This is a genomic window from Bacillus sp. MYb56 (assembly GCF_002976445.1).
Classification (GTDB): domain Bacteria; phylum Bacillota; class Bacilli; order Bacillales; family Bacillaceae_G; genus Bacillus_A; species Bacillus_A mycoides.
Genome location: NZ_PCOH01000008.1, coordinates 37,490 through 62,723, shown reverse-complemented (window position 1 = coordinate 62,723; position 25,234 = coordinate 37,490). Strand labels below are relative to the sequence as shown.

General features: G+C 34.3%; 23 protein-coding genes, 1 pseudogene and 2 other annotated features. Of the genes and pseudogenes, 1 reads left to right on the top strand and 23 read right to left on the bottom strand.

The window, feature by feature from the left end; all coding sequences use genetic code 11:
• Nucleotides 1-4: 4 nt before the first annotated feature.
• The 15 genes and pseudogenes from CQ058_RS12225 to CQ058_RS12155 form a co-directional block, all read right to left on the bottom strand.
• Entirely contained in the window at nucleotides 5-685 is a 681-nt protein-coding gene (locus tag CQ058_RS12225) for an MgtC/SapB family protein (RefSeq protein ID WP_002012374.1), read from the bottom strand.
• Nucleotides 686-842: 157 nt separating this feature from the next.
• Nucleotides 843-2,000 carry an RNA-guided endonuclease InsQ/TnpB family protein gene (locus CQ058_RS12220; protein WP_002189317.1) on the bottom strand — a complete coding sequence of 386 codons (1,158 nt, stop codon included), beginning with the start codon at nucleotides 1,998-2,000 and terminating at the stop codon, nucleotides 843-845.
• Nucleotides 2,001-2,032: 32 nt separating this feature from the next.
• Nucleotides 2,033-2,185 (bottom strand): annotated as a pseudogene (locus CQ058_RS32290) (MerR family transcriptional regulator); the annotation flags it as partial.
• A gap of 207 nt (nucleotides 2,186-2,392) precedes the next feature.
• Nucleotides 2,393-3,049: a YkyA family protein gene (locus CQ058_RS12210; protein ID WP_002189314.1), complete on the bottom strand. Its 657-nt coding sequence runs from the start codon at nucleotides 3,047-3,049 to the stop codon at nucleotides 2,393-2,395.
• A 14-nt stretch (nucleotides 3,050-3,063) separates the two neighbouring features.
• Complete coding sequence (locus tag CQ058_RS12205) at nucleotides 3,064-3,885, bottom strand: peptidoglycan-N-acetylglucosamine deacetylase (RefSeq protein ID WP_002189313.1); 822 nt, start codon at nucleotides 3,883-3,885, stop codon at nucleotides 3,064-3,066.
• Nucleotides 3,886-3,986: 101 nt separating this feature from the next.
• Nucleotides 3,987-5,348: a sensor histidine kinase gene (locus CQ058_RS12200; RefSeq protein ID WP_002189312.1), complete on the bottom strand. Its 1,362-nt coding sequence runs from the start codon at nucleotides 5,346-5,348 to the stop codon at nucleotides 3,987-3,989.
• Nucleotides 5,345-6,034: a response regulator transcription factor gene (locus CQ058_RS12195; protein ID WP_002189311.1), complete on the bottom strand. Its 690-nt coding sequence runs from the start codon at nucleotides 6,032-6,034 to the stop codon at nucleotides 5,345-5,347. Before CQ058_RS12195 ends, CQ058_RS12200 begins: the two co-directional genes overlap by 4 nt.
• Before the next feature lie 13 nt (nucleotides 6,035-6,047).
• Nucleotides 6,048-7,295, bottom strand: coding sequence for a hypothetical protein (locus tag CQ058_RS12190; RefSeq protein WP_002189310.1), 1,248 nt, complete (start codon nucleotides 7,293-7,295; stop codon nucleotides 6,048-6,050).
• 162 nt (nucleotides 7,296-7,457) lie between these two features.
• Nucleotides 7,458-8,459: an LCP family protein gene (locus CQ058_RS12185; RefSeq protein WP_002189306.1), complete on the bottom strand. Its 1,002-nt coding sequence runs from the start codon at nucleotides 8,457-8,459 to the stop codon at nucleotides 7,458-7,460.
• A gap of 358 nt (nucleotides 8,460-8,817) precedes the next feature.
• The gene (locus CQ058_RS12180) at nucleotides 8,818-11,121 is read right to left on the bottom strand and encodes a glycoside hydrolase (RefSeq protein ID WP_105589715.1); all 2,304 of its coding nucleotides are present in this window, start codon (nucleotides 11,119-11,121) and stop codon (nucleotides 8,818-8,820) included.
• A gap of 217 nt (nucleotides 11,122-11,338) precedes the next feature.
• Complete coding sequence (locus tag CQ058_RS12175; protein ID WP_002031378.1) at nucleotides 11,339-11,551, bottom strand: DUF6366 family protein; 213 nt, start codon at nucleotides 11,549-11,551, stop codon at nucleotides 11,339-11,341.
• 92 nt (nucleotides 11,552-11,643) lie between these two features.
• On the bottom strand, nucleotides 11,644-12,537 hold the full coding sequence (gene thrB / locus CQ058_RS12170) for a homoserine kinase (protein WP_002189304.1): 894 nt from the start codon (nucleotides 12,535-12,537) through the stop codon (nucleotides 11,644-11,646).
• Entirely contained in the window at nucleotides 12,534-13,592 is a 1,059-nt protein-coding gene (thrC, locus tag CQ058_RS12165; RefSeq protein WP_105589714.1) for a threonine synthase, read from the bottom strand. The genes thrB and thrC overlap by 4 nt, the downstream gene beginning before the upstream one ends.
• The gene (locus CQ058_RS12160; protein WP_002031370.1) at nucleotides 13,585-14,880 is read right to left on the bottom strand and encodes a homoserine dehydrogenase; all 1,296 of its coding nucleotides are present in this window, start codon (nucleotides 14,878-14,880) and stop codon (nucleotides 13,585-13,587) included. The genes thrC and CQ058_RS12160 overlap by 8 nt, the downstream gene beginning before the upstream one ends.
• Before the next feature lie 307 nt (nucleotides 14,881-15,187).
• Nucleotides 15,188-15,419: a binding site (T-box leader), on the bottom strand.
• 114 nt (nucleotides 15,420-15,533) lie between these two features.
• Nucleotides 15,534-15,765 (bottom strand) — a binding site (T-box leader).
• Nucleotides 15,766-16,001: 236 nt separating this feature from the next.
• Nucleotides 16,002-16,640, bottom strand: a complete 639-nt coding sequence (locus CQ058_RS12155) for a pyridoxamine 5'-phosphate oxidase family protein (RefSeq protein WP_002012360.1) — start codon at nucleotides 16,638-16,640, stop codon at nucleotides 16,002-16,004.
• Nucleotides 16,641-16,721: 81 nt separating this feature from the next.
• On the opposite strand from CQ058_RS12155, the gene CQ058_RS12150 reads away from it, so the two are divergent.
• On the top strand, nucleotides 16,722-17,330 hold the full coding sequence (locus tag CQ058_RS12150; RefSeq protein ID WP_105589713.1) for an NUDIX hydrolase: 609 nt from the start codon (nucleotides 16,722-16,724) through the stop codon (nucleotides 17,328-17,330).
• A 44-nt stretch (nucleotides 17,331-17,374) separates the two neighbouring features.
• On the opposite strand, the gene CQ058_RS12145 is transcribed toward CQ058_RS12150, so the two are convergent.
• The 8 genes from CQ058_RS12145 to CQ058_RS12110 all read right to left on the bottom strand — a co-directional run bounded on the left by CQ058_RS12145 (nucleotide 17,375) and on the right by CQ058_RS12110 (nucleotide 25,048).
• On the bottom strand, nucleotides 17,375-17,713 hold the full coding sequence (locus tag CQ058_RS12145; RefSeq protein ID WP_002141354.1) for an SdpI family protein: 339 nt from the start codon (nucleotides 17,711-17,713) through the stop codon (nucleotides 17,375-17,377).
• A 71-nt stretch (nucleotides 17,714-17,784) separates the two neighbouring features.
• Complete coding sequence (locus tag CQ058_RS12140; RefSeq protein WP_002141353.1) at nucleotides 17,785-18,615, bottom strand: peptidoglycan-N-acetylglucosamine deacetylase; 831 nt, start codon at nucleotides 18,613-18,615, stop codon at nucleotides 17,785-17,787.
• Between the two features lie 160 nt (nucleotides 18,616-18,775).
• Nucleotides 18,776-19,654: an aminoglycoside 6-adenylyltransferase gene (locus tag CQ058_RS12135; protein WP_002189293.1), complete on the bottom strand. Its 879-nt coding sequence runs from the start codon at nucleotides 19,652-19,654 to the stop codon at nucleotides 18,776-18,778.
• Nucleotides 19,655-19,787: 133 nt separating this feature from the next.
• Nucleotides 19,788-20,459, bottom strand: coding sequence for an O-methyltransferase (locus CQ058_RS12130; protein ID WP_033728224.1), 672 nt, complete (start codon nucleotides 20,457-20,459; stop codon nucleotides 19,788-19,790).
• Nucleotides 20,460-20,608: 149 nt separating this feature from the next.
• Nucleotides 20,609-21,328 (bottom strand): 3-ketoacyl-ACP reductase, encoded by a 720-nt coding sequence (locus CQ058_RS12125; RefSeq protein WP_000818985.1) that lies wholly within the window; start codon nucleotides 21,326-21,328, stop codon nucleotides 20,609-20,611.
• A 98-nt stretch (nucleotides 21,329-21,426) separates the two neighbouring features.
• Nucleotides 21,427-22,527 (bottom strand): envelope stress sensor histidine kinase HitS, encoded by a 1,101-nt coding sequence (gene hitS / locus CQ058_RS12120; protein ID WP_002189290.1) that lies wholly within the window; start codon nucleotides 22,525-22,527, stop codon nucleotides 21,427-21,429.
• Entirely contained in the window at nucleotides 22,524-23,201 is a 678-nt protein-coding gene (gene hitR, locus CQ058_RS12115) for an envelope stress response regulator transcription factor HitR (protein WP_002189289.1), read from the bottom strand. Before hitR ends, hitS begins: the two co-directional genes overlap by 4 nt.
• Before the next feature lie 86 nt (nucleotides 23,202-23,287).
• A complete protein-coding gene (locus CQ058_RS12110; protein ID WP_002189288.1) occupies nucleotides 23,288-25,048 on the bottom strand; it encodes an ABC transporter ATP-binding protein in 1,761 nt (586 codons plus the stop codon).
• Nucleotides 25,049-25,234: the final 186 nt, after the last annotated feature.

The window sequence follows — 25,234 nt, the reverse complement described above, 5'->3', positions numbered from 1 at the left end:
CTTTTTATCTACTTTCAACTTCTACTGAAACAACATGATCGATTTCTTTTAAAGAACTATATAATTCAGTTGTATATAAATCTTCTGGAGCTAAAATGACCATTTCCAATTGCTGAGATGCCCCATTATCAATATCTTTAATTTTCACTCGTTTCACTTGCATATTTAAATTTTTAATTTGCTTAAAAATCCCGTCTAACTCTCGATGTTTGTTTACGGTAATTTTTATAGATAAGTCCTTTTGTCTTAATGAATAAGGGCCTGCAATTTTCACAATTTGCGGAAGTACGTTAATCGCTAATATAATTAAAATCATAGCAACCGTCGCTTGTATATAAAAACCTGCACCAATCGCAATACCTAGTGCTGAAGCGGCCCATACCATAGAGGCTGTCGTTAATCCTGAAATAACGTCATTATTTCTTCGTAAAATTACCCCTGCTCCAAGAAAACCAATCCCACTAACAATTTGAGCGGCGAGACGCATTGGATCCATGTTTGTATGACCCGGTACAGAATAAACATTCACTGATTCAATTGAAACCATTGTAATTAAACAACTCGCTACGGAAATAACCATACTTGTTTTCACACCAAGCGGTTTATTCTTTAGCTGCCTATCTATTCCGATGAATAATCCTAAAAAGAGTGCTAAACCTAATTTGAATAAAAATTCATATGACATAATTCCTTCTGCTACTAAGAATATAGACAAATGTACATTCTTAGAGTATTCCTGCTTCTGCGTGTCCTGTCTCGCCACTAACTCGCTACTACAGTTTGCTGTAACACTCCACAGGCATAAATTCCGATGTAGCCCACCGTACATATATACAATCTATTTACGTTAGTATTGTATATTTTTTTGCTTGTAAAAGGTTGATTGACGCGTTCAAATCTCTACCTATTACATTTCCACAGTCACATTCATATACTCGTTCGGATAGTTTTAAGTCTACTTTCTTTTGACCACAACATGAGCATAACTTCGACGAGGGATAGAACCTGTCTACTTGACGTAGTTCAATTCCATATTCCTCACATTTCGCCAATAACCATGTTTGAAATGTATAAAAGCATTGCTTCGCAACTGCTTTAGATAGATGTTTGTTCTTCATCATACCTTTCACATTCAAATCTTCTACTGTAATAAATGTTGGCTTGGTTTTCACCACATCATTTACAATAGACTTTACATACGCTAATCGAATATTTGTTAATCTGGCATGTAGTTTTTGCACTCTAAGAATATTTTTATCTATATTCGCTCTTTTGTTAGTAACAGATTTTTCACCTCTCTTTTTTATATTTTCAAATTTACGCGATAAAGAACGTTGCTCACGTCTTAACCGTTTTTCTATCTTTTTTACTCTTATTGTTTTGTTGATGTTTTCATGAACGATACCGTCGCTACGTATAGCGAAATCCTTCACCCCTAAATCAATACCTAAACCTGTTTGCTTGAAAGTTGGCTTCGTTTCTGTTTCTTCCAATTCGCAAAGCACGGATACAAAATATCTTCCTGCTCTTTTACCTATCGTTCCACTTTTTACAATCGCATTTTTGGGAATATACCCATATTCTTTTAACCTTACCCAACCAATTGTGGGGATTTTTACTCTATGCCTTTCTACTGTCCAATCTGTTTTGTTGTTTTTAGGAAAATAGCACTTCACATCTTGCTTCTTCTTTTTCTTATATCGTGGAAATTTAGATAAACCCTTAAAAAATCGCTTAAAAGCTTTATCCCCGTTCATAATCGCTTGTTTTACAGCTTTACTTGATACTTCTTTTATCCACTGGTCACATTCTTTTGTATAGACATTGTTCAACCATTTTGAAAAGTCATACCCACTTAAAAACTTTCCTTCGGCTTCATACAACTCTTTGTTTTTAGAGATATACAGGTTGTAAACATATCTGCACACACCAATAGTCTGATTTATTCGAGGTATTTGTTCTTTTGTCGGATGGATTTCTATTAGATATGCTCTTTTCATAAATCTTTATCCTCCGGTATTTTCTTCTTGAATCCCCATATAGTCTTTATACTGTTTATCTGTATAAAATCTTCTTCCTTTAGGGTTTCGGTAAGCAGTCAATACACCCTCGTTATCCTTCTCTGTAAAGTTCTTACAGACACATTGATTATTTCAGCGAATTCTTTTGATTTATATTGTTTCATAGGTAGAATGTAACATATTCATCTGCATTTGCGTATGTTTTATACAACTGTATTGATCTCCTTACTTCCTAATGTTTCCCTTCGAATATTTCACTATAACTCTTTTATGATATCAATTCCAGTCTTTTCTATTCATTTAAAGTAAAAAACCGAAAAAACATTTTTGACAATGTTTCCCCGGCTTTTTATTATAATTAAGATCTTTCTTTATTTTTGTTCTTTAATTTTAATTTGTGCCTCTTTATAAAATGCTAATTTATTATCATTATACTCTTTTGTATGTTTATTAAATTGTTCTTTCGCCTTTTGCGCTTCCACATTTAACTCATTAACAGTTTTAACTTTTTCACCAATTTCTTTTAACTTCGTTTCTTTTACTTTTAACTTTTCATACAGTTCTTTTTCAGTCGCTAACGCCTTCGTGTAATTCTCATTCATCTTTTGGAAGGCATCATAACGATTTTTATACGATTCTTCTACTGTTTTTGCTTGTTTTTGTAATTTCTTATCTTCGAGTTTTTCAATATTATTTTGAACGGATGTCGTTTCTTTCTGCGCTTTTTCTAACTGTTCCTTCTCGTTTTTCAATACTTTTTCACGCTCGTCTACATTTGCAGTAGCTTGCTCTATTTTCTTTGAAACTGCTTCATTATGCTCTTTACCTTCTTGTAAAATTTGAGAATAAAGTTCTTGTCCTTGCTTTTCTAACTTCTCTAATTTTTTTGTGTCATCTGCTAAAGATTTTTCTTGTGTAGATGCTGCTTCAAAAGCCGTAAATAAATTTTCTTCTGGCTTTTCACCGAAACAACCTGATAATAATCCTACTGATAATGCTCCAACTACTGCTACTTTTCCATATTTCAACTTCAATTCCTCCATTACATACGGTTATCATGCCAGAGGTTCACGGGGAAGTGATTCTCTTCATGATATGCTTCAAACTCATAACCCTTTTCTTTTAGACCCTTTAATATTGCTGGCACAGCTGCGACTGATTGCGGATGAATATCATGCATTAAAATGACTTCTTGAGGATTTGTTGCACCAGCTAATACATTTTGAGCGATTTGTGCTGCCGCTGCATCGACTGGTACTTTGTTGTATTTCCAGTCTAAAGAATCAATTGTCCAGTCCCATACTTTAAGACCACCCTCTACTACTTTGTTTCGAAGGTCTTCATTTAAACCAGGCTTCGACCCGTATGGTGGACGTGTTAATTGAGGTGATTTTCCAATAATATTTGCGATCAAGCTTTGATCTTCTTTCATTTCATTAACATATTCGCCATTTTTATATAACTTCGCAAAATTGTGTGTCATGCTATGCATTCCAACATAATGACCCTCTGCATTTTGACGTTTTACTAAATCAGGAAACGCTTTTACATTCGCTCCTATTAAAAAGAATGTCGCCTTCGCATCATGCTGTTTTAACATATTTAATAATTCAGCCGTATATTTTCCTGGCCCATCATCAAATGTAAGATACGCAACTTTTCTTTCCACTCCGTTAAAACGACTTGGTGCCGTTTTATTCATTTCAACTTTCGATTGTTCACTTGCAAGCTGCACTACATTTTCTTGTTTCGCTACAGCTTTTGCTGGTGAAGTAATAGATTGAAACATGAAATACCCAATAGCTACTATTGCAATCGCTATTAAAACAACTACAACTCGTTTAATTTTAAAAGCCTTTTCCATTCTATCGAATTCCTCTCCCTATTAATCTTATATGTAAATCACCCAATATAATTATACATCTATTTATTTTCATTACACTATATAAACATATTTTATATAAATTATAGTGGGAGTTTTATCAAAATTGTTGTTCCTACTCTTTCTCTACTTGTAATACTAAGCGTACCACCATGAAGCTCCACCATTTTCTTTACGATAGCTAATCCAATACCTGCGCCTTCAATATGGTTATTAATCTGATAAAATGACTGCTCTATAAATGGTAGATGCTCTTTAGCAATTCCAATACCTTGATCTGTCACCTTAATCACGGCTTGTCCCTCACTTTTGGTCGCTTCAATGTAAACTGTACTTTTTTCATTTGAATATTTAATAGCATTATGAATAATATTTAGGAAAACTTGTTTTAGTCTATTTCGATCTCCTACTAGTTCTACTCGTTCTAAATTAGCAACTAGATGAATCTGTTTCTCTTCTGATTTAGGAGTTAATTGCCAAATCGTCTCTTCTAGTATATCGTATAATTGCACCTTTTGTTTATATAAATTAAAATGATTTGACTGCAATCTTGAAAAATCTAGTAACTCTTCTACTAAATGAATCAATCGGTCTGTTTCACCTGAAATAATTCCCATACCTACCTTTACTTCTTCATCTGTTAAATGATCTACTGTTTTTAACGTCTCACTCCACCCTTTAATTCCTGTTAAAGGTGTTCGTATTTCATGAGAAATAGAGGCAATAAATTCATTTTTCAGTTGCTCAGCCTTTTCTATTTTATCGGCCATATAATTTAAACTATGCGCTAACTCACCTAATTCACCAGGATAATCCTCTTTAATTTGCTCCTTTAATGTACCTTCCGCAATTTGCGAAGAAGCATGAATAATAGATTCGATAGGTTTCACAAACGAATTCGCCAATCGTCTACTGATTAAGAATACGATACCTGAAATGACAATTCCAACTGAAATAGTAAACAAAATAATTTCAATAATCTTTGCATTTACATGTTTTAAAACAGTCGTATATTTTAAAACACCGATAGTTTGCCCTTGATGAATAAGTGGACTAAATACTTCTAATTGTTTCACGTTATCTTTCGTAGTAATAACTTGGTGATACATTTCCCCCTCTAGTAAAGAATAAGGAATACTCACTTTACCTTCAACCTTTTGCCCACTTGACGATTGTATAATTGTACCGTGACGATCAATCAATTGTAATTCCGTTCCTTCTAATTGGAAACTCTCAATTATTTCTCCGCTATATTCTTGCAAACGAATAAAATATAGTGAATTGTATTCCGAGAAAAAACGTGTACTGGTCTTTGCATGAGATTCAACATATTGCACAATGCCGTTATAATAATATCGATAAATAGAAACTGAAAATGCTACTTCAAATAATACAAGCATTAGTGTAATGACCGTCATAAAATATAAAGTCACTTTCCGTCTCATCTTATAGTTTCCTTCCACACATATCCTTTTCCCCACACAGTATGGATAAACTCTGGTTCTGACGGATTACATTCTATCTTTTGACGTAATCGTCTCATATTTACATCGACTACTTTCGTCTCGCCTACGTAATTGGTTCCCCAAATCATATTTAGAATTTCATCACGCGAGACTGGCTTTGAAGCCTGATTCATTAAATACTGTAATATCATGTACTCTGTAGGGGTTAAATCAACTAATTGTCCACCTTTATATAATCTTTCTTCTATAATATTTAACGAAAACGGACCAGACGTGATTGTATTCGTTTTTTCTTCATGTACTTCTATTCTTCTTAATAAAGATTGTATACGTGCAGTTAACTCTACTGGACTAAACGGCTTTGCGATATAATCATCTGCACCAATTCCTAACCCTTGTACTTTATCTTCATCTTGTACACGTGCGGTTAACATAATAATACCCATTTTTTTATTTTCTTCTCGGATAGCTTTACAAACTTGAAAACCATCAATCCCTGGTAACATAACATCAAGTAACGCTACATCAACAATATGTTCACTTAAAATCTGTAACGCTTCTTCTCCAGTACTAGCTTCTAATACATAAAATCCAGCATGTTTCAAATTTAAGACAATAAAGCTACGGATTGGTATTTCATCTTCTAAAACTAAAATTGTTGACATAATTCCCACCTCCCTACTCTTGTTGATAATCCGCTAGCGGTTTTATATATGCTTTTACCTTTTCAAATTTTGATTGCTTCGGTACTGCATATACATGAGAAGCCGTTTTAACTGCTGCCTCGTATCCTTTTATTTTGAACCATTCTTTCCGCTTAAAAATATGGACTTCAAGCCATGTTTCATTTGTAGTTGCATCTATAAATTTTTGAACATCCGGTGCTTCTTGCTGAACTGGGACAGTTATTTTTCCAATTAGCGCTTGAGGGATTTTGACAAAATAACCTTTCTCTATATTGACATATCTTTCTTCTATCAGTTTAATTCCCTCTTCACTCCACTGTATATAACGCTCAAACATCGTGCTCTCTCCGTACGATACCTCCTCCCAACCTTTTGGACGCACAGTACGAACAAATTCAATAATGCCGTCTTCATTAACGTCTTTACTTTCCACAACATAATCATTGAATAAATCTTCTTTCCCGTCTATAGGCAGCCCCTCATAATGATCCTGATCAAATTTTGCTACATATGTTATACCTGAATGAGCCCCAACTCCTGCATCAATTACAACTGCCTTTGACTTGTTAGAAATACGTCCCATTTGTATTCGTTGGATACTATTTATATATGGATCAAATGTAACTTCAGACATAGTGTTAAACTGTTCAATGAACTCAACTTTCAATTGCTCATCTTTTTTATAAGTAACAAGGCTTATATCATTAAGGCCATTTTTATTTAAATCCTCTATAAATAACTTCGTATATTGCCGATTATAAATCTCCTTCATATCATCATTTTCTTCCGAAAAGACATACATTACATGTTCTAAAGATTCACGACTTACAGAGATTCCAATTAATAACTCTCGCTTCCCGTTCCCTGTAAAATCACCGACTTTAACGATATCTATATTCTCACCATCAAATGTATGAGTGGACTTTAATTTCCAGCCATTGCTGCTTTCCGCATAAATAGCTAAATATATACTCCGATCTTCATTCGGTACTTTATAAAATACGATCGCTTCTTTCTTATTATCTTGTTTAAAATCCATTGACCAAATCATCTGTTTATCTTTATTAGACATTGGAGTAAGCAACCGATAATTAACTGGCAAATCTTTATCTATTTGCTCTTTTAATTCATTAATCCACTTTTCATTTGCAGGAGCTCCCATTAAACTTGTTGGAGCTTCAGACATTTTACATCCAGTCAATATAAAAATGATTCCCAAAATGCTTATCCATTTCTGCATATGATATCTTTCCTTACTACAAATTTTAAGTATTTTTTATACTATGTGCCTCTCCAATATTCTCATACATATGAGTATAGTTTTTCTAATATAAAAAATCGTTACAGAAAAGTTACAACTATATTTCCATAAAAAAAGATTGGCAAAGGCCAATCTTTTTTACTATTCGTTTCGAGCTGGTTTTGGTGTTATACCCAAATGATCATTTAATTTTTTTGAAATATCTTTTACATTTTTTTCGTTTGGACTGTAATAATAAATACCACCAATACGTTTATCAGTACCTTCAATTTGCATTTTTTCCATTTGCAGGTCAGATCCAGCCATATTTTTCGTAATAGCAAGCATATCATCAAACGTTAAGTTTGTTTTCATGTTGTTATCCACTGCATCAAGTAAAGAGCCCATTTTACTAATTGATTGAACAGACATTGCTTTTTTCGCAATTGCTTCAATTACAAGTTGTTGCCTTTGACCACGCATTGCGTCACTATCAATTTTACGCGTTCTAGCAAGTGCAAGGGCTTGTTCACCATTTAAATGTTGGTAACCTTTTTCTAAATGGATCATACCTGCTTGGTCTTTACTATCTTGTTCTGTGAAAGTAACCGGTACATCAATATCAATACCACCAATTGAATCTACAATTTGTACAAATGACTCAAAGTTAAACTTCACATAATAATCAACTGGAACATTTAAAAATCTTTCCACTGTATCTCTTGTACTTTCAACACCGCCAAATACGTGTGCGTGTGTAATTTTATCTAATTTCTTTCTAGATGGAATATAAACGCGTGAATCACGCGGAATACTTACTAATTTAACGGATTTATCATCTTTATTAATTGTCGCTAATAAAAGTGCATCTGTCCGAACTGCTTCGCCGTATTGGCTTTTTCTCATTTCACTTCCGTCTACACCCATGATTAAAATCGAAATATTATCCTTTAAAGGTTCCACTTCTTTGTCCCTTTTTGATGACTTATCAATTTTTGCATATGCATCACTTACAACCGCTTTTGCTTTGTTATATATAAACGATCCATATCCTACTCCTCCAAAAATAAGTAGGAAAAATGGAATTAAAATGAACCATTTTATTGACTTTCGTTTAGAACGTTTTTTATTGCTTCTCGTATTTTGTTCTAATTCAGAGCTCATACCCATTCGCCTCTCTTTCTCTTTCCCTAGTATAATGTAAGTCTATTAATCTTCATATTGAATTTCCTTTCAATTACCTTACATTTTTGTAAGGTTACTTCATGAATCCAACATGTATTCCATTTCACATTATACTCTTGTGCTTATTTTTGGCAAGTCACTATTTATCAACTTAAAAAATCCAATACTTCGGAATATTAGAATTTACATATTTATTATTCTGTTATTTGCAGGTAGTAAGATTTTCACCTCACAATTTAGCAAGAATAAAGAGTCAAGTTTGTGCCGTACCATCTTGATTGGTGATGACTAATAATCAGTGAGGGATAAATCCCCCACTGATTAAAGTTTCACTTTATTATTTCTCATTTGGTGTGTATATCATTTGCTTCCCATTATTATTAATTAAAGCTGACTTTGCTTTTATTTTCGTTTTTTCTATTTCTACATCTTTATTTGAGAAATTCACAATGATTTTAATATCTTTTCCATATGAAGTAGATTGTACTAGCTTATCTTCTGACAGATATGCAAAGTTCGTCATTTCTTCTTTTACTGCCTTTTCATGAACTTCATTCCAAACTTTCAGATGCTCTGTAATTTCTTTTTTATGCTTATTCCACTCTACTTCATCTAAATGGTACAACGGAGGAACATTATACAATAACTCATATAACATACGATTTCCAACCTCGTCCTTTACCTTCAAACTTCCCCATTCCCAGTGGTGCGTTGTAATAACCGAATCATTGTATACTAGTTTATATAATGGCACCGAATATACTGGATTTAAATATACTTGCTTATATTCTTCTTTTAACGGTACTTGTTTTGCATATTTTTCTGGAACATTTTGATTTGGTGACCAATATCCACCGACATAATACGGGCTTGTTTTATTTTTTCTCATATCTTCATCGTCCCACTTAATAACTGGTGTTTCAATTCCATGAGCAAATGCAATCGTACTACTTGCAAAATCATTTCCGCCCTCAGAGCCAACTACCATACCTTTTTCTTGTGCAATATAATCCATTCGTTTTAATCTTGCTTGTAAATCTTGTTCTTGTGTCGTTAAATGTTTTGTTGAATAATCATCATAAATTTCGCCCGTCGCGTCACAATCAATAAACCATGAATTATATTTAGGGCCATTTTGTAATATATCGTTCATTCGTTCTTTTACACTAGGAAGTGATAATGTCGGATTTAATTTTCGGCCTCTCCCTAAAAACCCTTGCACTTTCTCACCATTTTTCTTCGTTACAGTGGCTTCTTCATATAACGATGGGTCATTAAAAGAAGCTGTGTTCCAATTTTTATCACCTTTTTCGTGAATAGAATGGTAAGAATCATACGGACCAACTAAATATCCCATTTCCTTAGCTTCTGTAACGAAATTAGGCTGCATAAATCCTTGTTCCCAGTTCGGTAGACCAATCCACGCTTTGTCTATCCCTACTTTTTTCATTTCCTTTATTATATCCGTTCCATCTGCTTTACCCCATTTACTTACTTCTTCAACTGCATCACCGAGTACTGACTTTAATAAATGTTTATTTAAGCTATACAGCTCTGTCTTCGATAAGTGATCTACACCTTTCTTTAATAACACACTAGCTTCCTGATTAACTTTCGGGAAAATATCCTCTTTATACAATTCCTTCATAGATAATACTTCGTTTGTATAGCGTAAAATAACATTTTTTTGGTACTTATCGATAAAGTCTTGTTTACTCACCTGCTCAAATACATTCAATTCCCCAGGCTCTGAACTATTCTTTTGAATAAGGTCTTTTATATGGCTAAACACCGGGCTATTTATTTGCTCTCTTAGCTTCGGCCAATTCACGTTACTTTCTGATAAACCATTTTGATTCCAAAAGTAAAATTGAGCTGCCCCGTAAAGTTTTTCGATTTCTTTATTTTTTCTTGCCTTTTCTTGTAATGTTTTAAATTCACCTTTTCGAGCAATATTATCCTTATACAGTTTAGCAATACTTACTGCATCATTATTTGTCACATATAATTGAAATCCATATGTTTTATTTTTATTTATACTCGGGAATTCATGTGTAAAATCAAACCCTATTTTCGGATCTGAATGAAATTTCAATTCATTATTAAACATATTGTTCGCAATATATACGATCGAATATTTAGAACCATTTAATGCAAAAAACTTCATAGAAAATGATTCAGCAAATGAATATGCATCATCCTTTAAAAACTTCTTCCAATTCTCATCATTACTCGGAATTTGCTTACCTTCCCATAACGGAAGTGTATAATTTTCAGCTTGCACTTTTGGCCATGTAAAACTTTCTGCACCAGTCGATTCCACTTCAATATTTAAGTGGTCTTTTTTCTTTTCTAAATTTACTTTTACTTTTTGATCCGGATATTCCCATGATGTATGATCCTTGTCTTTTTTCAAATTCGATACCTTCATTTTTGGTAACGGTTGTGATGCCTGTTCTTTTACATCATCATGTTCTACAGTTAACGTAAAAGTCTCAGGATTTACATCGTAAGTAAAATCTTTATACGTCGCTTTCTTTATTTTAGACTCTTGTAAAGCATCATTACCTTTTACATCACACCCGACTAAAGTCGAAAGTGACAATGTTGTAAGAAGACATATCGCTATCATTTTTTTCATCTTCTGCACCTCCACCACTGAATATACAGGAGGTTTGTTACAGGAATATGGCAAAAAATAATAGAGCTAGCATTATGCTAGCTCTATTATGAGCAAAAAAAATTTACGTATTACTATAATCTGTTTAAAGAAAATATGTAATACAGGGGGACTTTAATCCTTTTTTTATTCTCACTAATAATTAGATCAAGCAAATCTAAATTCCATCAAGCTTTCCTTAACTGAAAAAGTAACTATATATAATATATCCTAAAACTAACACTAAAATTAATATCCCTGTACCTTTCCAATTCATACCACCTGTCATATCAGCGGGGCTACCTGATTCCGCCCTGTTGAGTCCATCATTCAAAGAACCGGTAGGATTATTTTTCAATTCACTTTGTCTCATGCGTTCTCTTTTTTCTTCTGGTGACTCTTTTGAACTCATATAATCACCTCTAAAATTAATGTTTATTCCGAAAAATCCCCTTTAAAATAGATTCTCCATAACGTAAAGAAAGCTAGCGATGCTAGCTTTCTTTATAATCCAATATGTTCTTCCTTATTTACAGTAATCCCTTTATGATCAATTTCAAGCTCACATACTTTCATAGCTGCAAATACTCTCGCTAATTGGTCAGCTATTTCTTTACGCTTCTCGTACGGAGTTAAAATAAAAATGGATGGTCCCGCACCACTAAGCGCTGTTCCATATGCTCCGAATTCTTTTGCACATTTACGAATTGATGGTAATAACGGTACAAGTTCTAAACGATATGGCTCGTGGAAATGATCTCTTTCCATCATTTCACCTACAACTTCCCACTTCTTTTGACATAACGCAGCTACTAATACGTTACTTATCGCACTAGCCTTAACCGCTTCATGAAACGGAAACATCTCTGGTAATACAGATCGACTTTCATCCGTATTTAGCTCTTCATTCGGAATAAGAGAAATTACGCCTAATTCCTTACTTTCAATCCTTACAACCGAAACATTTTTTCCATCAAGTGCTCCGATTACAGTTCCACCTAAAATAGAAGCAGCGACATTATCTGGATGTCCTTCAAAGTTTGTAGCAATTTGAACCTTTTGATCAGTTGTTAAATATAAATTTCCAAGTTGATTCGCAAGCTCTATTCCTGCTACAATCGCTGATGCGCTACTTCCTAGCCCTCTTGTCAGCGGAATATTACTAGTAACTTCTATTATATGGGGTGATAAAGAAGGACATACTTTACATGCCGTGCTAACAATTAAATTTTTATCGTCTTTTGGAATTGAATCGTCAAAAGAATGTATCACTTGCCACTTATCAGCTTCTTCCTTTACACTTACTTCTAAATATAATGACAAAGCTATTCCAACAGAATCAAATCCTGGTCCAACATTCGCTGTACTAGCAGGAACACGAACTCTTAATGGTATCACGACATAATCACCCCTTTAATATGATCTTTAATTTGTTCTATATCATTTGACACACTTGCAATATCAAATTTATTAGAAGAAATTGCGATATCAGGATCTTTTAAACCATTTCCAGTTAAAACTGCAACAACTGTTTCGCCTTTTTTAATTTTTCCAGATTGAACATGTTTAATTACACCCGCTAATGAAGCATTTGATCCTGGCTCTGCGAAAACTCCTTCAGTTTTTGCTAACAATCTATACGCATGTAAAATCTCCTCATCTGACACCATATCTATTTCACCATTAGACTGTTCGGCAGCCTCTACTGCATACGACCAACTTGCCGGATTACCGATGCGAATCGCTGTTGCAATCGTTTCAGGTGCCTCAATGACATGTCCTTTTACAATTGCCGCCGCTCCTTCCGCTTCAAAGCCGTGAATTCTGGGCTTCTTATAGCCTTTTTCTTTCTCGTATTCACAGAACCCTTTCCAATATGCTGTAATATTCCCAGCATTTCCAACAGGGATAGCTAGAACATCTGGTGCGTTTTGCAACTGGTCACAAATTTCAAATGCCGCTGTTTTTTGCCCTTCAATTCGGTAAGGATTTACTGAGTTTACTAATGTAATCGGCTCTTCTGCAGCAATATTTCTTACAGCCTTAAGTCCATCATCGAAATTCCCTTCTATTGAAATGATCTCCGCTCCATAAGCAACTGCTTGCGCTAATTTCCCATGCGCAATCTTTCCTTCTGGTATTACGATAATACATTTCATTCCGAGGCGTGCCGCATATGCGGCAGCTGATGCCGATGTATTACCTGTAGATGCACAAATAATTGCCTCTGCCCCTTCTTCTTTCGCCTTTGCAACTGCCATTACCATGCCACGGTCTTTAAAAGAACCTGTTGGATTCGCTCCTTCATATTTCCCGTATAACTGAATTCCTAATTGCTTTGATATATTTAATAATGGAATCAGAGGTGTATTCCCTTCCATTAAGCTGACATCAGGTGTGTTTTCATTCACTGGTAAATAAGAAGCATACTGTTTTAATAGTCCTTTATACATATTGTTTTTCCTCCTCAATAATGTAGTAACTGTTTATTTCACTTGCGACATCTTCTATCGCCCCTAAAACTTGTTCGAATTGATATTTTGAAGTTCGATGCGTCACAACAACGACTTCTGCAAGTTCGCGATTTAAAGGTAATTGAATAACTTCTTTTAAACTTACAGAGTAATTAACGAAACATTCCGTTACTTTTTGCAACATCCCTGGCTCATCTCGTAATGAAATACGTAAGAAATATTTCGAAACTACTTCTTCATCTCCTTGTAATTCGTAAGGCTCTGGTTCTTTTAACGCACTTTTATTTTTCGGAACTTGATTCATATTTTTAACGATTGAAATAATATCACTTACTACAGCAGAACCAGTTGGTAACTTCCCAGCTCCAGGTCCGTAAAACATCACTTCCCCTACTGCTTGACCGTGAACATACACCGCATTGAATTCATTATTTACATTCGATAACGGATGATGCCTTGGTAATAAAGTCGGTTCTACACTTAAATGAATGGCTGATCCTTGTTTCTCTGCTTTACCAATTAATTTCATTGTAAATCCTAATTTTTCGGCCATCTCTAAATCTTCTTTTTCAACCTTTCGAATACCTCTAACTTGAACATCATCTAAAGAAACATTCATCGAAAAACCTAAGTTTGCAAGAATTGCTACCTTTCTCGCAGCGTCTAGTCCATCTACATCCGCTGTCGGATCTGATTCTGCAAACCCTAATTTTTGCGCTTCCTGTAAAGCCTCTTCATACGACCATCCATTTTGACTCATCTTTGTTAACATATAATTTGTTGTTCCATTTACGATTCCCATTATTTTTTCAATTTGATCTGAAGCTAGCCCGTCTGATAATCCTCTTAATATTGGAATCCCACCGGCTACACTCGCTTCGTAACATAGGTCACATTCATTTTTATTTGCCAGTTGCAAAAGCTCCGCACCGTATACGGCCATTAAATCTTTATTTGCTGTTACAACATGTTTTTTATTTTGTAAAGCCGTAACAATATGCTGTTTTGCTTCTTCAATTCCGCCCATTACCTCTACTACAATATCAATATTTGAATCATTTAGAACTTCATCTACATTACTTGTTACTACGATTCCATCAATGCAAACATCACGTTCCTTTTCCAAATCACGTACAACGACTGTCTTTACCTTTACTTCATATCCTGTATCAAGAGCGATCTTTCGATAATGTTCTTTCAAAATATGGACAACACCACTTCCGACAGTACCTAATCCTAATACCCCAACATTAATAACGTTATTCATTTTCTAATCTCCTCCTAAATAGTTTAATTGTTACACCTGTGAATCACCTTACTCTGCTTTTTAATCATGCAGGTGGTGGTTATTTCCGTACGTACTAATCGTTTCATGTTACCGCACCTCCTTTCAAAGTAATAAAGTGAAACTTTAATCAGTGGGGATTTTGTCCATTCCTCACTGATTATTAGTTGAACCAATCGGGCTTTTACGGACAGTTGATCTCCCGTCTTACTCCCTCGCATCCGCCAAATTTTGAGATGGGAATCTTACTGACCGTTAATGCGGGATAAAAAAACACACTCATCCCTAGGAAAGGGACGAATGTGTTTTCGTGGTTCCACCCTTGTTCCAACCTAGACTTACTTTCTTCTAGATTGCTCAAGTTCAGATAACGGCTGATACCGTCAATAATTACTAGATTACTCGTTCACTATTGAAGTTCAAAGGTGGTAAGATCATTTCTCGTGTTAGGAAGCTCACAGCCTTGGCCTCCCTCTCTGTAAACCGTAAAAATGTTCTCATGTCCTTATCGTTACTTTTTCGCTCATGTTTATTTGTTAACTCATTATACTCGCATAAAAAACAAAATCAATGCTGTTTTTTAATTATTTTAAATTTTCAATCTTAAAAACTATAAAAAACACACTCATCCCTAGGAAAGGGACGAATGTGTTTTCGTGGTTCCACCCTTGTTCCAACCTAGACTTACTTTCTTCTAGATTGCTCAAGTTCAGATAACGGCTGATACCGTCAATAATTACTAGATTACTCGTTCACTATTGAAGTTCAAAGGTGGTAAGATCATTTTTCGTGTTAGGAAGCTCACAGCCTTGTCTTCCCTCTCTGTAAACCGTAAAAATCATCTCATGTCCTTATCGTTACTTTTTCGTTCATGTCTATTTGTTAACTTATTATAGTTATCAACTTTTTAAAAAGCAAGCCTATTTTTCTTCACAATTTTTAAGAATATGAATAATTATATTTTAAAATAATAAATCATCTAATACAGATGTATTCTCTTGCACATATATTCATCACATACAAATTAACAATATTCATAGTTAAAGTCTCACTCTAAAACGTTTAGAGTTTCATACTTCAACACTATATTTAAAAAATAATTTTTAATACAATCTTTCCCTATAACTTTCTTCTAAAGAACGTGCAACTTCCTCTTCTGAAGCATTCACTTTCGCATGCTCCATTAACATTTTCGGTGCTGAAGGTAGCTCTGTTTTATTTAACCATGACTCTGGATCCCACATTTTTGAACGAATAAAAGCTTTTGCACAATGAATATAGCATTCTTCTATTTCAACAACAATTCCAAGTAACGGATTGCGTCCATTCGCCTGCATTTCTTTCAAAATTTCTTCATCGTTCGTAATATATGCTTTACCGTTTATTCGGAGTGTTTCCCCAAGGCCCGGAATAAAAAAGATTAACCCTACGTGCGAATTTGAAATTATATTTAAAATAGAGTCTATACGACGATTACCCGGTCTTTCTGGGATGATAATTTTATTTTCATTTAATACATATACAAATCCAGGTGCGTCTCCCCTCGGCGAAGCATCACACTCTCCGAATTTATTTGCAGTAGATAATACTAGAAAAGGCGATTTAGACAGGAAATCTACACAATGGTGATCAAGTGATGAAATAACTTTTTTCAAAGCCCGTTCACTTGGTTGCCCCAATATTTGTCGTAATTCTTCCTCAGTTGAAATTATTGATTTTATTTCCTTATTCTCTATCTTCACTAATAATCACTCCTTTTTCTTTATTTTCCCAAAATTCAATACAAATATTGTATAATAAAATTTGCAGAAAGGGGAATTAAAATGACAGAGTGGTTAACAATATTTGATCCTGAAAGAAATACACTTGGAAAGAAATTACGTGATGACGTGCATCGTGACGGTGATTGGCACGAAACATTTCATTGCTGGTTTGTAGAAAAAGATGCTGGGGATATGTTCTTATATTTCCAATTACGCTCTAATAATAAAAAAGAAGCTCCGGGTATATGGGATATTACATCCGCCGGACATATTATGCATGATGAAGATGTACTAATTGGCGGTCTACGTGAAATTGAGGAAGAACTGGGTCTTTCCTTCCAAACGAATGATTTAACATACAAAGGAATCTATAAAATAGATTATGAAATTTCAAGCCTTACTGATCGTGAGTTTTGTCATATGTATTTCCACAATGTAATAAAACCACTTCCATTTGCACCAGGTGAAGAAGTAGACGATATGATGAAAGTACATGCGACTTCTTTTCTACAACTATTAAGAAGAGAGATTTCATCTTTAACGACTAATTCTGTTTTAAACAATAATCCGATAACGATAGCATTTGAAGATATTTATCCTTATGATCTTGAATACTATGAATTTGTTATAGTGCAAGGACAAGAATCGCTAAACAAAAATAGTTTATAAAAAAATAGGACTCCCAGCTTACTTTATTCGGGAGTCTTATTTTTTTATTGCTCAAGTATCTTTAATTTTTTCTCTACTCGTATAAATAATCGTATAATTAACAACAGCATAACAATCATAATCGCTATCATTGTATGTGGATATCTAAACAGTATACTAATAACACTTCCAATTAACATCATAATGAATCCATTTTGTTTCATCACTTCTGCACTATACTTGTTACCTGCATCCCATAATTCCTTATTTTCCATAGACCGTTTCGTACGGTAACCATATGCTGCGTTAATATCCGTCGGTGGATTTTTTTGAAGAATAAGTGCCGCAAGTATAAATATAATACCAATCAATATGCTCATTCCTACGTTTACTAGTGCATCCATCAATTATATCCCCCCCTAACTTACACCTTCATTATACTATACAACTTTTAAAATTCCAATTATTAACATTTTTATTTTCTCTCTTTAGATGTCTGGAACATACTTGGAAGTGTTACAAAACGTGCCCCTTTCGTTTTTAACTGTGGAATGATTTTGTCTAGCGCATCTACAGATCCTTGTAAGTGTCCACCTGGAGTTGAATGCTGAAGTATGACACTTCCTGGAAATGAATTCCCTAGCACATTATTTGTAATCGTATCCGCACTTACCCCTTTCCAATCAACTGTATCAACACTCCACTGTACAATCATAAAATTTTGCTCCGTCGCCCACTTCAATTGATTTTCAAGTATTTCACCATACGGTGGACGTATAAATTTAGGAGCATAACCAGCTAAACGATTTAATATTTCTTCCGTTTTTATAATTTGATTACGGTACTCAGCCTCATTTACTTTCGCTAAATTCGGATGATTATACGTATGATTACCAATTACATGCCCTTCATTCGCGATACGCTTTACTACATTCGGAAACTTTTCTGCATTTTCACCAAGTAAGAAAAAAGTAGCTTTTACATTATATTGTTTTAACTTATCTAAAATTTTTGGCGTAAATACTAAATCTGGTCCATCATCAAATGTAAGAGCTACTTCCGCTTTATTGTATGGTCCTGAAAATGCATACGCATATTTTTCAACCCATGAAAAAGGTGTCCATGACCCCCGATTCTCTTCCTTCACTTTGACTTGATCATTTTGCGGAACATTTAATACATACGGCACTGCGTCTATATAGTTTCCATAATAAAATGAATGATATGGCATATAAGCATACGAAACATTTCGTTCTAGTCCCCAATGAAATGGAACGAACATTTCTGGTGCGTAAAAATAATACATGATAAAAACCTCCCTAAAATTTCATATGTGATTCATCTGTACTTTGTTAGAGAAATTCTTATTCATGAACAAAAATAAGACTGTCCGTAATTAGGACAGTCTTACTGCTTTATACAATTAATAAAGTGAAACTTTAATCAGTGGGGGTTTTACTGCCCGTTTATGCGGGATAAATCGATGTACTACCTTTCGGCAAAACTTTCACATGTTTTAAATAGCTTGTCACTTTGTCATCATCATCTTGCGGGTATTGATATCCATATGTGTTAGCAATTTCGTTCGCAACTTCCCTAAACAGATCTCCCATTACAAAAAATGACTGCCATATATTTTCATATTCTGCATTTGAAAATGTCTTTCTAAATTGCTCCCACGTATCTTTTTCAACATATTGCTCGAAATGCTTACCAAACTTTCCGGTATTCACTGTAAAATTTGTTTTCATGCCAATATGCCATTCTATCATTACGATTAACATATCTCGCATTGGGCCTTCAAGCATTCCTTTCGCATAAGAAAGTTCCTCTCTCCATAACCCTTTCCCTACATTTGTGCTGCACCACCAAAATTCATTACAGCAATCGAAAAACTCTTTTTCTGTAGGATTTTTTATAACGTAATCTTTATCACTTGCTGGCGGAAATTCTCCAATACAATTGTCTTTATCCAGTAGTAATTTACTTAAACTATCCTGTCCAATAAATTTATTTATTAAATCAACTGGAACTAGCATTAAATCAATTCGATTCCCATCCATGAACTGCATTAAATACGGAAATTTCCCGTCTTTATCAGCTGGAAGTAACGACATTTCTTCCGGCATTTGCACAATCATTATTTCTCCAAATCTATTAATCCAACTATGATTACACGTAAAAGATTGTATATCTTTTACAACATAAATAATATCATAGTCTTGAAAACAATCTTTTTTCACATTTGGATTCACACGTGACCCATTCATGATGACAGCTCGAATTCTTTCATCCTCTTTTGCTGTATTTATAATTAAGTCTAACATTTCTTTTTCAGTTCTCATCTTCTTATAGCCTCCAATTTTTTAATATATAATATAAAGCTATGTAAATTGGAGGTCCACGAGCTAAATTCGTTGTACAAGATACACGTTATAATTTTTGAAACTTCTTTTTCATCCCTTTTTCCTCCTTACATTACTCTGTTACGACTGCCATTACAAACCCATCGTACCCTTTACTTCCTACAGTTTGAAGCGCAGTAGCACTTACACGTGGCTCAGTAGCTATTAATTCATAGAATCGGCGTATCCCTTGCACACGAGGGTCGCTACTAGTATTGTCAATAACTTCTCCTTCACGTACTACATTATCCCCAATAATTACAGTACCCGGTCGTGATAGTTTCAGTGCCCATTCAAAATAAGCAGGGTTATTTTGTTTATCAGCATCTATGAAAATAAAATCAAATGGTTCATACTTCTCATTTTCTATTTGTTTTAAAGAATCTAACGCTAATCCTAATCGTATTTCAATTTTATCATTCAAATTGGCACGCTCAATATTGCTACGTGCAATTTCAGCATGCTTTTCACTTGCTTCTAATGTAACAACTCGGCCTCCCGATGGCAATGCTCTTGCAAGCCATATAGTGCTATATCCGCCTAGAGTGCCAATCTCTAAAATGTTACGCGCTCCTTGAATTTGTACTAATAGTTGTAAAAACTTCCCTTGAGTTGGCGATACATCATGTGCCGGCAAATTAGCTGAAGCATTTGCTTGAAGAACTTCTTCTAATGTAGAGTCTTTCGGTATTAATACATCACTCATATATTGATCAACAGCCGTCCATTTCTCAATCATACTCATGGAAATACCATCCCCTTCAAGTTTTTCATGATTTTCTACCATTCACTTCTCATTATACCGACAATTCTGCTTTACATACAAAAAAATAAAAAAGGGACACCCATTCCATTACAGAATAGATGTCCCTTCTTTGTTTATAAATTTATCCCTTACGGATTAGTAGACCAAAGTCCTGCTGATTTAATAAATGTACGTTTATTTAATTTCAGCTGCGCTACGATAAACTCTGCAATATCTTCTGCTTGCATTACTTTATCAGGATTTCCATCAGTTAATCCTAAATCTACAGCCATGTCAGTTGCTACTGTACTTGGAGTTAAAGCTGTTACACGAATGTTATGTTTACGAACTTCCATCGCTAACGATTCTGTTAAACCAAGAACACCAAATTTAGACGCACTATATGCACTTGTTACAGGTGCGCCTTTTTGTCCTGCTGTAGATGAAATATTAATAATATCACCAGATTGTTGTTCAATCATACTTGGTAAAGCTGCACGAGTTGCATAGTATACACCCATTAAGTTTACTTGAATGATTTTTTCCCAATCAGCAACGTCTAATTCTAAAAACTTACCGAATTTAGAAATACCAGCGTTATTAATTAAAATATCGATAGATCCTAAACCGTTTTTTAATGTTTCAATTGCAGTAGTTACCTCTTCATATGAAGATACGTCAGCAGTCGCAATAACAGCTTTTACGCCTTCTGCTTCTACTTCTTTCGCAACTGCTTTTAAGTTTTCTTCTGAACGAGCTAAAAGACCAACATTTACGCCTTCTTTCGCTAATGCGATCGCTACAGCGCGACCAATCCCTCTACCTGCTCCTGTAATTAAAGCATTTTTTCCTTGTAATAATTCTGCCAAGTGTAACACTCCTTAATCTTCTCAGTTGTTTATTATATTAAAAGTGTATCTATGTTTATGTAAAAAGGCAATGATGCACTTTTATGTGCGTAGGTTACTTATAGGTAACTATAGTAATGGTAAATGCATTTTTCTTCATGATTTGGAATACGCACAATAAATTCTGTACCATTTCCTTCTACACTCTCAACTTTTATTTTTCCTTGATGAAGGTCGAGTACTTTTTTTACAATTGCTAGACCTAATCCACTTCCTCCATAAGCACGGTTTCGTGAAGAATCCGCTTTATAAAAACGTTCAAAAATATGTTGTTTCTGTTCTTCGGATATACCAATTCCCGTATCATGAATACTTACTTCCAGGAATTCCTTATGTTCTTTTAAATGAATTGTAATCGTGCCACCATTTGGTGTGAATTTAATACTGTTATGAATTAAATTAATCCATACTTGACTCATACTTTCTTTGTCTGCAGTAACACACACTTTATCCATATCAAGATCTAGCTCAAGTCCTTTTTCATCCCAAAGAGGCTCACTATTTAACACAATTTGTTTCAACTGTTGATCTAATCGATAAGTAGCTCTTTCTGGTGAATACTCCTCTGACTCTAAAAGTGTTAGCTTCAATAAATTTTGACTCAATTTAGATAATCGCGTTGTTTCAGTTTCAATAATAGTAAGATAATGTTTTCTTTTTTCAACTGGTAGATTATCATCTTGTAGCGCTCGAGCAAATCCCTTAATAGATGTTAATGGCGACTGTATTTCATGAGAAACATTCGATACAAATTCTTGTCTCATTTTCTCCATTGCATTAAGTTCATCCGTCATATCGTTAATACTTTTTACAAGCACACCAATTTCGCCATCATACTTTTCTTCATTCCGTATTTTTACAGAGAAGTCCCCTTTTGCAATTTTTTGTATCGGTTCAATGATCGTCCAAATCATCGCCTCTCGCTTCGGTCTCATTAAAATTCCGATTAATGTCCAAATAAGAACGATAAAAACAAAGCCGACCATATCACTAATTAGAAAACTAATAAAAGGCGATACGTTTATTTCAAAAGCTTTCATTACACTAGACGATACAAAAAAGGCTATTGACCAAATTATAGTAAGAAAAGCAAAGAGCGCTACTATCGCCCCTATTACTTTTAACACCTTCATCTTACTCATTCTTTCTCTTTTTCTCATTTACTTACCTCTAAGCGATACCCTAAGCCCCTTATCGTCCTTATACTAAACTTTGATAGCTCTTCTTGAAACTTTTCACGCAACCGATTAATATGAACGTCTAGCGTGCGTTCATTCCCTTCAAAATCATATCCCCATACGTCTTCTATTAATTGCTCTCTTGAACAAGTTCTCCCCGCTTTAGATCCTAATGTAAAGAGCAACTCAAATTCTTTTAGCGGCAGCGTCACCGTTTGTTCTCCAACGTTAACTTCAAATGTTTTACGATTTAACAGTACATTCCCAACTTGAATAGATTGCGATACTGTAATTTGGTAACGTTTCAATAATGCCTTCACTCTCACAACTAATTCTAAAGGATCAAATGGTTTTACAAGATAATCATCTGTTCCGAGGTGAAATCCTTTTACTTTTTGAGATGTTTCACCTTTAGCAGTCAGCATAAGAATTGGGATATCATAGTATTTTCTTAATTCATAACATAAATCAAACCCATCCATATTTGGCATCATAATATCAATAATCGACATATCGACTTTCACTTCTTCTATTTTTCGAAGAGCATCTAATCCATCAACGGCCTCATATGTTTGAAAACCTTCTCGTTCCAAAAATACAGAAACAAGTTCTCTAATGTGCGGATCATCATCTACAATTAAAATTTTGGGTATCAAGGAATCATATCCTTTCTGCTTAACATACTTTTTAGCACTCTAAAATCAACAATCAGTGAAGTGCCCCTTCACTGATTGTTTTCATTCTATAATGCTCCTTCTTTAATTTTCAATTGTTGCATTGCAAATTCACGGTACATGTCATGTGTCCGTAATAACTCATCATGTGAGCCACTTCCTGTAAGATTCCCTTTTTCAATAAAGATAATTTTATCTGCATCTACAACAGTAGAAAGTCTATGCGCAATAACTAAAGTTGTTCTACCTTTCATTAAGTTATTTAACGCCTTCTGAACAACCGATTCCGATTTACTATCAAGACTTGACGTCGCTTCATCTAACATAAGGATTTGCGGGTTTCGTAGTAACGCTCGAGCAATCGCAATTCGTTGTCTTTGCCCTCCAGAAAGCTTCACACCACGCTCTCCAACTTCTGTTGCGTATCCACTTGGTAAATCATGAATAAACGCATCCACATACGCCATCGCTGCTACTTTTTCAATTTCTTCATCCGTCACTTCACCCTCAACACCGTAGCAAATATTATCACGAATCGTTCCATCAATTAACGGACTATCTTGTGAAACGTAACCAATTTGACGTCGCCATGATTGTAATGAATATGCTGTAATTGGTTCTTTCCCTAATTTTATGAAACCACTAGTTGGCTCATAAAAACGTTCTAACAGCGAGAATAAAGTTGTTTTTCCACTACCACTTGGTCCTACAATCGCTGTTACTTTTCCAGATTCAATCGTAAAGTCGATATTTTTCAACACTTTCTCTTCTTCGTTATACTCAAAATGTACATTTTCAATAACGATCGACTGCTTCGCATTTGTAACATTCATACCTGTCTCATGATCTTCTACTTCATATTCTAAAATCGTATTAATTCTTTCGGTTGCACCAATTGCTTTTTGGAACTGAGTAAAGAACATTGATAACTGACTCATTGGCATAATAATTTGAACCAAATACAAAATAAATGCTACAAGTTCACCTGTTGTTAATGCACCGCTAGAAACTCGCATTCCACCATACCCTACGATAATAACAAGCAATGCCATTAAAACAAACGACATAACAGGTGAAATTAATGCTTGCACTTTTCCTTCTTTCAAACCAAATTGCAATAATTTTTGGATACCTGTATTACCTGTTTCATATTCTTTTTTTTCCGTATTTGAAGATTTTACTAAACGAATTTCTGATAGTACTTGTGTTAATACACTAGTAAAAGAAGCCGTTTCATCTTGAAGTGCTTTTGAAATCTTATACATTTTCCGTCCAAGTGGAACTAAAATTAGTACCGATAATGGAATAACCGTTAAAAGTAAAATTGTCATTTTCCAGTCTAAAACAAATAATACAATTAATGACCCAATAATTGAGATACCGCCTGTTAATAAGTTTGACAAATGCTCAGAAATTAATGTTTTAACAACACCTGTATCATTTGTCATACGACTAATTGTATCTCCCGTTCTGTTTTGATCATAATAAGACACTGGTAAAATAAGTACCTTTTTCCACAATCGTTCCCTAAGTCCAGCCACAATTTTTTGTCCAATATAATTCAGTAAATAAATTGACAATCCCGCAGCAATTGTTTGAATAATAAAGAATGCAATTAATCCAACAATTTGTCCCGTACTAATTGAAGAAAGTGAAAAATTATCAACTAAACCTTTTGTCAGCATTGGAATAAACAAACTCGCTCCAGTAGAAAGTAAGCTCATTATTAATGCAAAAATAAGAATGCCTTTCGGTGGATTTGTATCTTGAATGAGACGTAAAAACTGCCTCCAATTCCCTTTTTTCTTTTCTGTATTCCTAACTTCCATTGTCGTTCATCTCCTCGTTATAAACAAAACTATTCTTTCTAAAACTAGAATACGCTATAAATGTAAACTGAATGTAAACACACTTTTTTCTAATTTTACAAAATATACATATAAACTCATCTTTACAACAAGTATAAATATCTGATATTATTACCTGGTACTTATTATTATTCTATGTAAATTATA